The 13,014-nt window shown below is 71.8% G+C and carries 14 protein-coding genes; all 14 read left to right on the top strand.

Going from position 1 to position 13,014, the window contains the following annotated elements; genetic code table 11:
* The first annotated feature begins 85 nt into the window (after window positions 1-85).
* A complete protein-coding gene (pgsA, locus tag BLT82_RS24245; protein ID WP_093658351.1) occupies window positions 86-793 on the top strand; it encodes a phosphatidylinositol phosphate synthase in 708 nt (235 codons plus the stop codon).
* Window positions 790-1,710: a phosphatidylinositol mannoside acyltransferase gene (locus BLT82_RS24240; RefSeq protein ID WP_093658349.1), complete on the top strand. Its 921-nt coding sequence runs from the start codon at window positions 790-792 to the stop codon at window positions 1,708-1,710. Before pgsA ends, BLT82_RS24240 begins: the two co-directional genes overlap by 4 nt.
* On the top strand, window positions 1,707-2,897 hold the full coding sequence (locus BLT82_RS24235) for a glycosyltransferase family 4 protein (RefSeq protein WP_093658347.1): 1,191 nt from the start codon (window positions 1,707-1,709) through the stop codon (window positions 2,895-2,897). Before BLT82_RS24240 ends, BLT82_RS24235 begins: the two co-directional genes overlap by 4 nt.
* 314 nt (window positions 2,898-3,211) lie before the next feature.
* Window positions 3,212-3,751: a LemA family protein gene (locus BLT82_RS24230; protein ID WP_093658345.1), complete on the top strand. Its 540-nt coding sequence runs from the start codon at window positions 3,212-3,214 to the stop codon at window positions 3,749-3,751.
* 267 nt (window positions 3,752-4,018) lie between these two features.
* Window positions 4,019-4,945, top strand: a complete 927-nt coding sequence (gene pdxS / locus BLT82_RS24225) for a pyridoxal 5'-phosphate synthase lyase subunit PdxS (protein WP_208868018.1) — start codon at window positions 4,019-4,021, stop codon at window positions 4,943-4,945.
* A 6-nt stretch (window positions 4,946-4,951) separates the two neighbouring features.
* On the top strand, window positions 4,952-5,551 hold the full coding sequence (gene pdxT, locus BLT82_RS24220; protein WP_093658341.1) for a pyridoxal 5'-phosphate synthase glutaminase subunit PdxT: 600 nt from the start codon (window positions 4,952-4,954) through the stop codon (window positions 5,549-5,551).
* A gap of 63 nt (window positions 5,552-5,614) precedes the next feature.
* Window positions 5,615-6,367 carry a YebC/PmpR family DNA-binding transcriptional regulator gene (locus tag BLT82_RS24215; protein ID WP_093658339.1) on the top strand — a complete coding sequence of 251 codons (753 nt, stop codon included), beginning with the start codon at window positions 5,615-5,617 and terminating at the stop codon, window positions 6,365-6,367.
* A 161-nt stretch (window positions 6,368-6,528) separates the two neighbouring features.
* The gene (gene ruvC, locus BLT82_RS24210) at window positions 6,529-7,062 is read left to right on the top strand and encodes a crossover junction endodeoxyribonuclease RuvC (protein ID WP_093658337.1); all 534 of its coding nucleotides are present in this window, start codon (window positions 6,529-6,531) and stop codon (window positions 7,060-7,062) included.
* The gene (ruvA, locus tag BLT82_RS24205; protein ID WP_093658335.1) at window positions 7,059-7,670 is read left to right on the top strand and encodes a Holliday junction branch migration protein RuvA; all 612 of its coding nucleotides are present in this window, start codon (window positions 7,059-7,061) and stop codon (window positions 7,668-7,670) included. The genes ruvC and ruvA overlap by 4 nt, the downstream gene beginning before the upstream one ends.
* Before the next feature lie 40 nt (window positions 7,671-7,710).
* A complete protein-coding gene (ruvB, locus tag BLT82_RS24200) occupies window positions 7,711-8,793 on the top strand; it encodes a Holliday junction branch migration DNA helicase RuvB (RefSeq protein ID WP_093658333.1) in 1,083 nt (360 codons plus the stop codon).
* Window positions 8,794-8,957: 164 nt separating this feature from the next.
* Entirely contained in the window at window positions 8,958-9,440 is a 483-nt protein-coding gene (yajC, locus tag BLT82_RS24195) for a preprotein translocase subunit YajC (RefSeq protein WP_093658331.1), read from the top strand.
* A 147-nt stretch (window positions 9,441-9,587) separates the two neighbouring features.
* The gene (secD, locus tag BLT82_RS24190; protein WP_208868017.1) at window positions 9,588-11,336 is read left to right on the top strand and encodes a protein translocase subunit SecD; all 1,749 of its coding nucleotides are present in this window, start codon (window positions 9,588-9,590) and stop codon (window positions 11,334-11,336) included.
* A gap of 1 nt (window position 11,337) precedes the next feature.
* A complete protein-coding gene (secF, locus tag BLT82_RS24185; protein WP_093658327.1) occupies window positions 11,338-12,450 on the top strand; it encodes a protein translocase subunit SecF in 1,113 nt (370 codons plus the stop codon).
* Window positions 12,447-12,989, top strand: a complete 543-nt coding sequence (locus BLT82_RS24180) for an adenine phosphoribosyltransferase (protein ID WP_093658325.1) — start codon at window positions 12,447-12,449, stop codon at window positions 12,987-12,989. The genes secF and BLT82_RS24180 overlap by 4 nt, the downstream gene beginning before the upstream one ends.
* Window positions 12,990-13,014 lie beyond the last annotated feature (25 nt).

The following is a 13,014-nucleotide window of genomic DNA, read 5'->3' as shown; positions in this document are numbered from 1 at the left end:
GCGGCTGGCCCGCCGCCCGCGTGGCTACGATGGGCCCGCCGGTGGCCGAAGGGGCCGCACGGCCCACCGACCCCTCGGGAAGGCCATGCTGAACAAGTACGCGCGTGCGTTCTTCACGCGTGTCCTCACACCGTTCGCCGCGTTTCTGCTACGCCGCGGAGTGAGCCCCGACGCGGTGACCCTCGTCGGCACGGCCGGAGTGGTCGCGGGCGCGCTGGTCTTCTTCCCCCGCGGAGAGTTCTTCTGGGGGACGATCGTCATCACCCTGTTCGTCTTCTCCGACCTCGTCGACGGCAACATGGCCCGGCAGGCCGGGGTGTCCAGCCGCTGGGGCGCCTTCCTCGACTCCACGCTGGACCGGGTCGCCGACAGCGCGATCTTCGGCGGCTTCGCCCTCTGGTACGCGGGCAAGGGCGACGACAACGTGCTGTGCGCGGTGGCCATCTTCTGCCTCGCCAGCGGCCAGGTCGTCTCGTACACGAAGGCGCGGGGCGAGTCGATCGGGCTGCCGGTCGCGGTGAACGGGCTGGTGGAGCGCGCCGAACGGCTGGTGATCTCGCTGGTGGCGGCCGGGCTCGCCGGACTCCGCGCATTCGGCGTCCCCGGTGTCGAGGTGCTGCTCCCCATCGCGCTGTGGGTCGTGGCCGCGGGCTCGGTGGTGACGCTGGGGCAGCGAGTGGTCACCGTGCGCCGTGAGGCGGCCGAGGCGGATGCCGCCCCGTCCGGCGGCGGCTCCCCGCAGGGCCCCTCGCACGGGAGCACCCAGGGCACCTCGCAGGGGAGTGAGGCATGAGCGCCATGCAGGACCGGATGACGGACACGCTGTACGGGCTGGGTTGGGGGGTGGTCAAGAAGCTTCCGGAGCCCGTCGCCGCCGCGCTCGGCCGCACCATCGCCGACACCGCGTGGAAGCGGCGCGGCAAGGGCGTCCTGCGGCTGGAGGCCAACCTGGCCCGCGTCGTGCCCGATGCCGGACCGGAGCGGCTCGCCGAGCTGTCCAGGGCCGGCATGCGCTCGTACATGCGCTACTGGATGGAGTCCTTCCGCCTGCCCGCCTGGGACAAGGAGCGCCTGCGCCGCAGCGTGGACATCGAGAGCATCCAGCGCCTGCACGACGGGATGGCCGACGGCAGGGGCGTCATCATGGCCCTGCCGCACCTGGCGAACTGGGACCTGGCGGGGGTCTGGGCCACCCGCGCGCTCGGCATACCGTTCACCACCGTCGCGGAGCGGCTGAAGCCGGAGACGCTGTACGACCGCTTCGTCGCCTACCGCGAGTCCCTCGGCATGGAGGTACTGCCGCACACCGGCGGCTCCGCCTTCGGCACGCTCGCCCGCCGACTGCGCGACGGCGGCCTGGTCTGCCTGGTCGCGGACCGCGACCTGTCCGCCTCGGGCACCGAGGTGAAGTTCTTCGGCGAGACGGCCAGGATGCCCGCCGGCCCCGCGCTGCTCGCCCAGCAGACCGGCGCGCTGCTGCTGCCCGTCACCCTCTGGTACGACGGGACGGTCATGCGGGGCCGGGTCCATCCGCCCGTCGACGTACCCGAGACAGGCACGCGGGCCGAGAAGACGTCCGTGATGACACAGGCGCTGGCCGATGCCTTCGCCACCGGAATCGCGGACCACCCGGAGGACTGGCACATGTTGCAGCGGTTGTGGCTCTCCGACCTGGAGGACCGCGGCGAGACGGGGGAGCCCCGCACGTGAGGATCGGGATCGTCTGCCCCTACTCGTGGGACGTCCCCGGTGGCGTCCAGTTCCACATCCGCGACCTCGCGGAGCATCTGATCGGACTCGGGCACGAGGTGTCCGTCCTCGCCCCGGCCGACGACGACACCCCTCTGCCGCCGTACGTCGTGTCGGCGGGGCGTGCCGTGCCCGTGCCGTACAACGGCTCGGTCGCCCGGCTCAACTTCGGCTTCCTGTCCGCGGCCCGGGTGCGGCGCTGGCTGCACGACGGCACGTTCGACGTGATCCACATCCACGAGCCGGCCTCGCCGTCCCTGGGGCTGCTGTCCTGCTGGGCGGCGCAGGGGCCGATCGTGGCGACCTTCCACACCTCGAACCCGCGCTCGCGCGCGATGATCGCGGCCTATCCGATCCTCCAGCCCGCACTGGAGAAGATCAACGCACGGATCGCGGTCAGCGAGTACGCCCGGCGCACGCTCGTGGAGCACCTCGGCGGCGACGCGGTGGTCATCCCCAACGGCGTCGACGTCGACTTCTTCGCCGAGGCCGAGCCGAAGGCGGAGTGGCAGGGCGGGGGTCCGACCGGCGAAGGCAAGGGGGGCACACTCGGCTTCATCGGGCGCATCGACGAGCCGCGCAAGGGCCTGCCCGTCCTGATGAAGGCCCTGCCGAGGATCCTGGAGGCACGGCCGGACACCCGGCTGCTGGTCGCCGGGCGCGGGGACGAGAAGGAGGCCGTCGAGTCGCTCCCCGTCGCGATGCGCGAGCGCGTGGAGTTCCTGGGCATGGTCAGCGACGAGGACAAGGCCCGGCTGCTGCGCAGCGTCGACTTGTACGTCGCGCCCAACACAGGCGGCGAGAGCTTCGGCATCATCCTGGTCGAGGCCCTGTCGGCGGGAGCGCCGGTACTGGCCTCGGACCTCGACGCGTTCGCCCAGGTACTGGACCAGGGCGCCGCGGGCGAGCTCTTCGCCAACGAGGACGCCGACGCGCTGGCCGAGGCCGCGATCCGGCTGCTGGGCTCCCCGTCCCGGCGCGCCGAGCTCAGCGCCCGGGGGAGCGCCCATGTGCGGCGCTTCGACTGGTCCACGGTCGGCGCGGACATCCTCGCGGTGTACGAGACGGTGACGGACGGAGCGGCCTCGGTGGCCGCGGACGAGCGCCCCGGCGGTCTGATGGCCCGCTTGGGCCTGGCCCGCGACTGAGCCGGTACCGCGCGGGGTGAGTGACCGGGGCCCGGGGGGTGCGACCCGGGCCGGTACACCTCAGCGGGAGCGGGTATCGGACGCTCCGGCCCGGCCGATCGTTGGCCGGCTGAGCTCCACCGGACCCGCTTCGGGGTGGGGCCGCACAGCGTGGGCCGGGCCGGTGCGCCGCACCTGCCGGGGCGGATCGGGCGCACCCCGGGGACCGGCCCGCTCCGGCGCGGTCCGCCGGCTCGCGGGGGGACCCGCCGGGACGATCCGCACCGGGCCCGCGGGCGAAGGCGCCCGTGCGCGCCCCGGTAGATTGACCCGGCGTGACCGCAACCTTGATCTGGATCCTCGTCGCGCTCGTCGCCATCGGCCTCTACCTCAGCTGGACCGCCGGCCGCCTCGACCGCCTGCACGCCCGGATCGACGCCGCCCGCGCGGCCCTGGACGCCCAGCTGCTCCGCCGTGCCTCGGTCACCCAGGAGCTCGCCACCTCGGGCGTGCTGGACCCGGCCGCCTCGATCGTGCTGTACGAGGCCGCTCACGCGGCGCGTCAGGCGGACGAGGAGCACCGCGAGGTCGCCGAGAGCGAGCTCAGTCAGGCACTGCGTGCCGTCTTCGGCGAGACGGAGCAGGTGCAGGCCGTGCGGGAGGCCCCGGGGGGCGACGACGCCGCCAACGAGCTCGCCGCGGCGGTACGGCGGGTTCCCATGGCGCGGCGGTTCCACAACGACGCCGTGCGTGCGGCGCGGGCGCTGCGCCGGCACCGCAAGGTCCGCTGGTTCCGCCTCGCCGGGCACGCCCCGTTCCCGATGGCCTTCGAGATGGACGACGAGCCCCCGGTGGCGCTGGCGGACCGGCCCTAGCGGGGTCCCGCGGCAGCGGGCCGCGGCCCGGGCCCGGGCTCCTCGGTTCGCCCTCCGGCCGCGACGGCGCCCTGCCCTCACCCTCGCCCCGCCCTCGCCCGGCTCGAGGCCGACCCCGTGGCCGGGCCGGGCCCCTCGCCCACCCGCCCCCGGCCGGGCTGCCCCTGCCGCCGACGCCGCCAAAACGAGCCACGGCGTCCCCATTGGCCCTTGCAGTGGCCTGGCACCGGACTGTTTCCTCGTCGGAGCACCATTTGTCGTCACCGAATGAGGTCGATCGTGTCCAGCACGTTCCCCAACTCCCCGCAGGCTCCCGAGACCGGCACCGCGCGCGTCAAGCGAGGCATGGCCGAGCAGCTCAAGGGCGGCGTGATCATGGACGTCGTCACGCCGGAGCAGGCGAAGATCGCCGAGGACGCGGGCGCCGTGGCCGTCATGGCCCTGGAGCGCGTCCCGGCCGACATCCGCAAGGACGGCGGCGTGGCCCGGATGTCCGACCCGGACATGATCGAGGGCATCATCGACGCCGTCTCGATCCCGGTGATGGCCAAGTCGCGCATCGGCCACTTCGTCGAGGCCCAGGTCCTGCAGTCGCTCGGCGTGGACTACATCGACGAGTCCGAGGTGCTCACCCCGGCCGACGAGGTCAACCACTCCGACAAGTGGGCCTTCACGACCCCCTTCGTCTGCGGCGCCACGAACCTGGGCGAGGCCCTGCGCCGGATCGCCGAGGGTGCGGCCATGATCCGCTCCAAGGGCGAGGCCGGCACCGGCAACGTCGTCGAGGCCGTCCGCCACCTGCGCCAGATCAAGAACGAGATCGCCCGCCTGCGCGGCTTCGACAACAACGAGCTGTACGCCGCCGCCAAGGAGCTGCGCGCCCCGTACGAGCTCGTCGCCGAGGTCGCCCAGCTCGGCAAGCTGCCGGTCGTGCTCTTCTCCGCCGGTGGTGTCGCCACCCCCGCCGACGCCGCGCTGATGCGCCAGCTCGGCGCCGAGGGCGTCTTCGTCGGCTCCGGCATCTTCAAGTCCGGTGACCCGGCCAAGCGCGCCGCGGCCATCGTGAAGGCCACCACCTTCTACGACGACCCGAAGATCATCGCGGACGCCTCCCGCAACCTGGGCGAGGCCATGGTCGGCATCAACTGCGACACCCTGCCCGAGGCCGAGCGCTACGCGAACCGCGGCTGGTAACCACCCATGAGCACACCCGGCACCCCTGTTATCGGAGTACTGGCTCTGCAGGGCGACGTACGGGAGCACCTGATCGCCCTGGCCGCGGCCGATGCCGTGGCCAGGCCGGTCCGGCGCCCCGAGGAACTCGCCGAGGTCGACGGTCTGGTCGTCCCCGGCGGCGAGTCCACCACCATCTCCAAGCTGGCCCACCTCTTCGGGCTGATGGAGCCGCTGCGTGAGCGCGTGCGCGCCGGGATGCCGGTCTACGGCACCTGCGCCGGCCTGATCATGCTCGCCGAGAAGATCCTCGACCCGCGCTCGGGCCAGGAGACCATCGGCGGCATCGACATGATCGTGCGCCGCAACGCCTTCGGCCGCCAGAACGAGTCCTTCGAGTCCGCGGTCGCGGTCGACGGGATAGACGGCGACCCCGTGGAGGGCGTCTTCATCCGCGCCCCTTGGGTCGAGTCCGTCGGCGCCGAAGTCGAGGTGCTCGCCGAGCACGAGGGCCACATCGTCGCCGTCCGCCAGGGCAACGCGCTGGCCACGTCGTTCCACCCGGAGCTGACCGGGGACCACCGTGTGCACGCCCTGTTCGTCGACATGGTGCGCACCGCACAGTGACACGATCCCGGTAGGATCACAGGCGAACGCAGCAGAGATTGGTTACGCGAAGGAGACAGGCAGATGTCCGGCCACTCTAAATGGGCCACGACGAAGCACAAGAAGGCCGTGATCGACGCCAAGCGCGGCAAGCTCTTCGCGAAGCTGATCAAGAACATCGAGGTCGCGGCCCGTACCGGCGGCGCCGACGTCGACGGGAACCCGACCCTCTTCGACGCCATCCAGAAGGCGAAGAAGCAGTCGGTCCCCAACAAGAACATCGACTCGGCGGTCAAGCGCGGCGCGGGCCTCGAGGCCGGCGGCGCGGACTACGAGACGATCATGTACGAGGGTTACGGCCCGAACGGCGTCGCCGTGCTCATCGAGTGCCTCACCGACAACCGCAACCGTGCCGCCTCCGACGTGCGGGTCGCCATGACGCGCAACGGCGGCTCGATGGCCGACCCCGGTTCCGTGTCGTACCTCTTCAACCGCAAGGGCGTCGTCGTCCTGCCGAAGGGCGAGCTGTCCGAGGACGACGTGCTCGGCGCCGTGCTGGACGCCGGTGCCGAGGAGGTCAACGACCTCGGTGAGAACTTCGAGGTCATCAGCGAGGCCACCGACCTGGTCGCGGTCCGCACCGCGCTCCAGGACGCCGGCATCGACTACGACTCCGCCGAGGCCAACTTCGTCCCGACCATGCAGGTCGAGCTGGACGAGGAGGGCGCGCGCAAGATCTTCAAGCTGATCGACGCGCTGGAGGACAGCGACGACGTGCAGAACGTCTTCGCCAACTTCGACGTCTCGGACGACGTCATGGAGAAGGTCGACGCCTGATCCCGCTTCGTGCGACGGGCCGACGGGGACACCACCCCGCCGGCCCGTCGCGTTTTCGGCCCCTCGCCTGTCGGCGGTTGTCAGTGGGAGCCGATAGCCTGCACGAACGCCGGGGACACCGCCCGGCTGCGGCCGGGGGCCGGCGAAGAAGGGGTGGGCGTGTGCGCGTGCTGGGGGTGGACCCGGGGCTGACACGGTGCGGCATCGGCGTCGTCGAGGGCGTCGCGGGCCGTCCGCTGACCATGCTCGGCGTCGGGGTGGTGCGCACCGCCGCGGATGCGGAGATCGGCGACCGGCTCGTCGCCGTCGAGCGCGGCATCGAGGAGTGGCTGGACGCGCACCGGCCCGAAATGGTCGCGGTGGAACGGGTGTTCAGCCAGCACAATGTGCGCACGGTCATGGGCACGGCCCAGGCCAGCGCCGTCGCCATGCTGTGCGCGGCCCGCCGCGGGCTGCCGGTCGCCCTGCACACCCCGAGCGAGGTCAAGGCGGCCGTCACCGGCAGCGGCCGGGCCGACAAGGCGCAGGTCGGCGCCATGGTGACCCGGCTGCTGCGACTGGACGCCCCGCCGAAACCGGCCGACGCCGCCGACGCCCTCGCCCTCGCCATCTGCCACATCTGGCGCGCGCCCGCGCAGAACCGACTGCAGCGCGCGGTCGCCGCCCACCACGCGACGAAAGGCCGTACCGCATGATCGCCTTTGTGAGCGGCCCGGTCGCCGCCCTGGCCCCGACCACCGCCGTGATCGAGGTCGGCGGTGTGGGCATGGCCGTCCAGTGCACCCCCGACACCCTCTCCGGGCTGAGAGTGGGTCAGGAGGCCCGGCTCGCCACGTCGTTGGTGGTCCGTGAGGACTCGCTGACGCTGTACGGCTTCGCCGACGACGACGAGCGGCAGGTCTTCGAGCTGCTCCAGACCGCGAGCGGAGTCGGCCCCCGGCTGGCACAGGCCATGCTCGCGGTGCACAACCCGGACGCGTTGCGGCGCGCGGTCGCCACGGATGACGAGAAGGCGCTCACCGCCGTCCCCGGCATCGGCAAGAAGGGTGCCCAGAAGCTGCTGCTGGAGCTGAAGGACCGCCTCGGCGAGCCGGTCGGGTCGCCGGGCCGCGCCGTCGGCGCTCCCGTCACCCAGTCCTGGCGCGACCAGCTGCACGCCGCGCTGATCGGCCTCGGCTACGCCACCCGCGAGGCCGACGAGGCGGTCACCGCCGTGACCCCGCAGGCGGAGGCGGCGGCCGGCGAGCCGCAGATCGGTCTGCTGCTCAAGGCCGCCCTGCAGACGCTGAACCGCACCCGCTGACCCCGAACCGCACCGGCACACCGACGCGAGGCAATCCACTGTGAACTGGGACGACACCGCACCGCCGACCGACGCCGCCGCCGACGACGGCAGGCTCGTCGGGGCCTCCGCCGACGGCGAGGACCAGGCGGTGGAGGCGGCCCTGCGGCCGAAGTCGCTGGAGGAGTTCGTCGGGCAGGAGCGCGTACGCGAGCAGCTCGACCTCGTCCTGAAGGCCGCCCTCGCGCGCGGTGCCACCGCCGACCACGTCCTGCTCTCCGGCGCGCCAGGGCTCGGCAAGACGACGCTGTCCATGATCATCGCGGCGGAGATGGGCGCCCCCATCAGGATCACCAGCGGCCCGGCCATCCAGCACGCGGGAGACCTCGCCGCCATCCTGTCCTCCCTCCAGGAGGGCGAGGTGCTGTTCCTCGACGAGATCCACCGGATGTCCCGGCCCGCCGAGGAGATGCTCTACATGGCCATGGAGGACTTCCGCGTCGACGTGATCGTCGGCAAGGGCCCCGGCGCCACCGCCATCCCGCTCGAGCTGCCGCCGTTCACCCTGGTCGGTGCCACCACCCGGGCCGGACTGCTGCCCCCGCCGCTCCGCGACCGCTTCGGCTTCACCGCGCACATGGAGTTCTACGGTCCCGCCGAGCTCGAGCGCGTCATCCACCGCTCCGCCCAGCTCCTCGACGTGGCGATCGACACGGACGGAGCGGCGGAGATCGCCGGCCGCTCCCGCGGCACGCCCCGCATCGCCAACCGGCTGCTGCGCCGCGTCCGCGACTACGCGCAGGTCAAGGCGGACGGCCGGATCACCCGTGAGATCGCGGCGGCGGCCCTCGGCGTGTACGAGGTGGACGGCCGCGGCCTCGACCGGCTCGACCGCGCGGTGCTCCAGGCGCTCCTCAAGCTGTTCGCCGGCGGCCCGGTCGGTCTGTCGACCCTGGCCGTGGCCGTGGGGGAGGAGCGGGAGACCGTCGAGGAGGTCGCCGAGCCCTTCCTGGTCCGGGAGGGTCTGCTGGCCCGGACCCCGCGGGGCCGGGTGGCGACCCCCGCGGCATGGGCGCATCTCGGCCTTGTGCCGCCCCAGCAGGGCCCAGGCGCAAGCGGACAACAGGGTCTGTTCGGGACGTGACGGCGCGGAGGGTCGCCCGGGCGGGAACCGGGGTGCGATGCTGGGCGTTGTTCCATCGATGCGGACTCGCTTAGACTCCGCCGATGCCGCCCGTGAAGGTCGGCGTACCCACCCCCGTAGACCAGGCCGCTCCTCAGCGCGGTCGTGCGAAGGAATTCCGTCCCGTGGATATCGTGACCCTCCTCCCGTTCATCGTGCTCATCGGGGCCATGTTCCTGATGACCCGCTCCGCCAAGAAGAAGCAGCAGGCGGCGGTGAACATGCGGAACCAGATGCAGCCCGGCACCGGCGTCCGGACCATCGGCGGCCTCTACGCCACGGTCAAGGAGGTCAACGACGACACGGTCCTCCTCGAGGCCGCGCCCGGCGTCCACCTCGTGTTCGCCAAGAACGCCATCGGGGCCGTCCTGGAGGACGCCGAGTACAACCGGATCGTGCACGGCGACGGTGACAGCGACCTCAAGAGCGACACGCCGATCGTCCCCGACGACGCCTCCTCGCTGACCGACGCGGGTGACGGCGACGCCGCCAAGGATGCCAAGATCGACCTCGGCAAGAAGGACGAGGCGGACGACGCCGCGCCGGCGCCGGAGGCCAAGGACGCCAAGGGCGACGACAAGAGCGGCGGCGACACCGACGCGAAGTAGCCGCGACCGGGGACCGCGGCGCGCCCACCGGCGCACGCGGTCCCCGGTGCGTGCCCACTTCTTCCGCGGGGGCAGGTCCCCACAACACATCGTGGCCGACCCGTCGCATACCCGGCGCGGGGCGGTTGGACAGGGAGAAACGACAAGGTGGCAGCACCGAAGAAGGGCCGAAAGGCGCCGGGGGGTCAGGGGAAGCCGGGGCGCACCCTCGCGCTGATGCTGATCGTCATGGCCGCTCTCGTCGGCGGGATGTTCTGGTCCGGGGAGACCACGCCGCGGCTCGGCATCGACCTCGCGGGCGGTACGACGATCACGCTCAAGGCCGAGGCGGAGCCCGGCAAGGAGAGCGCGGTCAACGAGACCAACATGGCCACGGCGGTCGGCATCATCGAGCGCCGCGTCAACGGTCTGGGTGTCTCCGAGGCCGAGGTCCAGACCCAGGGCAAAGAGAACATCATCGTCAACATCCCCAAGGGGACCGACTCGGAGCAGGCCCAGAAGCAGGTGGGCACGACGGCCCAGCTGTTCTTCCGCCCCGTGCTCAACGTGGCGCCCGCCGGCCCGGCGACTCCCGAGCCGGCCGGAAGCCCGAGCGCCTCGCCGTCCGGCAAGCCCGCCGACAAGGCCACCGACGGCAAGGACAAGGCCACCGCGCCGAGCAGCAGCCCGACCACGCAGGGCCGGGCCGTCACCGAGGCGCTGAAGGCGCCGTCTCCGTCGCCGAGCGGTGCCCCCGCGGACCAGCCGAAGGCCCCGGAGAACCCGGTGCCCATGCCCAGTGGTGCCGCCGCCAACCCGGAGCTGGAGAAGCAGTTCGCCGCGTTGAACTGCCTCGACCCGAAGGCACGCGCCAACGCGGGCAAGGGCGCCCAGCCCGAGCAGGCCACCGTCGCCTGTGGCAAGAACAGCGTCGGAGGCTGGGAGAAGTACCTGCTCGGTCCGGCCGAGGTCGACGGCAAGGACGTCGACGACGCCAAGGGCGTGCTCGACCCGCAGCGCGGCATCTGGATCGTGCAGATGGACTTCACGGGCGCGGGCTCGAAGAAGTTCGCGAAGATCACCGGCAAGCTGTCCCAGCAGCCCTCGCCGATGAACCAGTTCGCGATCGTCCTCGACGGCGAGGTCGTCTCCGCTCCCCAGGTCAACCAGACCCTCAGCGCCAGCGCCGAGATCTCCGGCAGCTTCGACCAGCAGTCGGCCCAGGACCTCGGCAACATCCTGTCCTACGGTGCGCTGCCGCTGAGCTTCGACCAGCAGAGCGTCACCACCGTCACCGCCGCACTCGGCGGCGAGCAGCTCAAGGCGGGTCTCATCGCGGGCGCCATCGGCCTCGCGCTCGTCGTGATCTACCTGGTGGTCTACTACCGGGGCCTGTCGATCGTGGCGCTGCTCAGCCTGCTGGCCTCGGCGATCCTGACGTACGCCCTGATGTCCCTGCTCGGCCCGGCCATCGGCTTCGCGCTGAACCTGCCGGCCGTCTGCGGTGCCATCGTCGCCATCGGCATCACCGCCGACTCGTTCATCGTGTACTTCGAGCGCATCCGGGACGAGATCCGCGAGGGCCGCACACTGCGCCCCGCCGTCGAGCGCGCCTGGCCGCGCGCCCGGCGCACCATCCTGGTCTCCGACTTCGTGTCGTTCCTCGCCGCAGCGGTGCTCTTCATCGTGACCGTCGGCAAGGTCCAGGGCTTCGCGTTCACGCTCGGCCTGACCACCCTGCTCGACGTCGTCGTGGTGTTCTTCTTCACCAAGCCGCTGATGACGCTCCTCGCCCGCACGAAGTTCTTCGCGAGCGGACACCCCTGGTCCGGACTGGACCCGAAGCGCCTCGGTGCCAAGCCGCCGCTGCGCCGCTCGCGCCGCGTCTCCGCCCCCGTCGACCCGAAGGAGGCGTGAGATGTCGCGTCTCGGCAACCTTGGCGCCAGGCTCTACCGCGGTGAGGTCGGCTACGACTTCGTCGGCAAGCGGAAGATCTGGTACGGAATCTCGATCCTGATCACCATCACGGCCATCGTCGGCCTGGCGGTACGGGGTCTGAACATGGGCATCGAGTTCAAGGGCGGTGCCGTCTTCACCACCCCGAAGACGAGCGTGTCCGTCACGCAGGCCCAGGAGTACGCGCAGGAGGCCTCCGGCCACCCGGCGATCGTCCAGAAGCTCGGCAACGACACGCTGCGCATCCAGGTCAGCGAACTGGACACCGAAGAGGCCAACACGGTCGGCAAGCAGCTCTCCGAGGACCTGAAGATCCCGGCGGGGCAGATCAACGCCGAACTGGTCGGTCCCAGCTGGGGCGAGCAGATCGCCAACAAGGCATGGACCGGTCTCGGCGTGTTCATGATCCTCGTGGTGATCTATCTGGCCATCGCCTTCGAGTGGCGCATGGCACTCGCCGCCCTCGTGGCGCTGATCCACGACATCACGATCACGGTGGGCATCTACGCGCTCGTCGGGTTCGAGGTCACGCCGGGCACGGTGATCGGTCTGCTCACGATCCTCGGTTACTCGCTGTACGACACGGTGGTGGTCTTCGACAGCCTCAAGGAAGGCACGAAGGACATCACCAAGCAGACCCGCTGGACGTACAGCGAGATCGCGAACCGCTCGATCAACAGCACCCTGGTCCGCTCGATCAACACGACGGTCGTGGCGCTGCTGCCGGTCGCCGGCCTGCTGTTCATCGGCGGCGGCTTCCTCGGCGCGGGCATGCTGAACGACATCTCGCTGTCGCTGTTCGTCGGGCTCGCCGCCGGTGCCTACTCGTCGATCTTCATCGCCACTCCGCTGGTCGCCGACCTCAAGGAGCGCGAGCCCGCGATGAAGGCGCTGAAGAAGCGGGTCCTCGCCAAGCGCGCGACGGCCGCCGCCAGGGGCGAGTCCGGTGAGGACGGCGACGCGGAGCCCCATGGCGAGCCCCAGGACGCCGCGTACGACGAGACGGCGACGGCGGGAGCCGTCGTCGGTCAGCGCGGCCGCGGCCGGGGCCGCCCCTCGGGCAGGCGCCGATGACCACGGACATGCGGGAGCTTCTGCTCAGCCGCATCCGGGACGTCTCCGACTACCCGAAGCCGGGCGTGATGTTCAAGGACATCACCCCGCTGCTCGCCGACCCGGCGGCCTTCACGGCCCTCACCGACGCCCTGGCCGACATGTGCGCCCGCCACGGCGCGACGAAGGTCGTGGGTCTGGAGGCCCGCGGCTTCATCCTCGCCGCCCCGGTGGCGGTCCGCGCGGGCCTCGGCTTCATCCCCGTGCGCAAGGCGGGCAAGCTCCCCGGAGCGACGCTGGCGCAGGCGTACGAGCTGGAGTACGGCACTGCCGAGATCGAGATCCACGCCGAGGACCTCGACGGCGACGACCGGGTCATGGTGATCGACGACGTCCTCGCCACCGGCGGCACGGCCGAGGCCTCGCTGGAGCTGATCCGCAGGGCGGGTGCCGAGGTCGCGGGCGTCGCGATCCTCATGGAGCTGGGCTTCCTCGGCGGGCGGGCCCGTCTGGAGCCCGCGCTGCGGGGTGCACCGCTGGAGGCGCTGCTGACGGTCTGACCTGCGCGGCACCGCCGTACAGGCA

The organism is Streptomyces wuyuanensis, assembly GCF_900103455.1.
GTDB lineage: Bacteria > Actinomycetota > Actinomycetes > Streptomycetales > Streptomycetaceae > Streptomyces > Streptomyces wuyuanensis.
The sequence above is the reverse complement of the archived record's forward strand: the minus strand, read 5'-3'. Positions and strand labels throughout refer to the sequence as shown.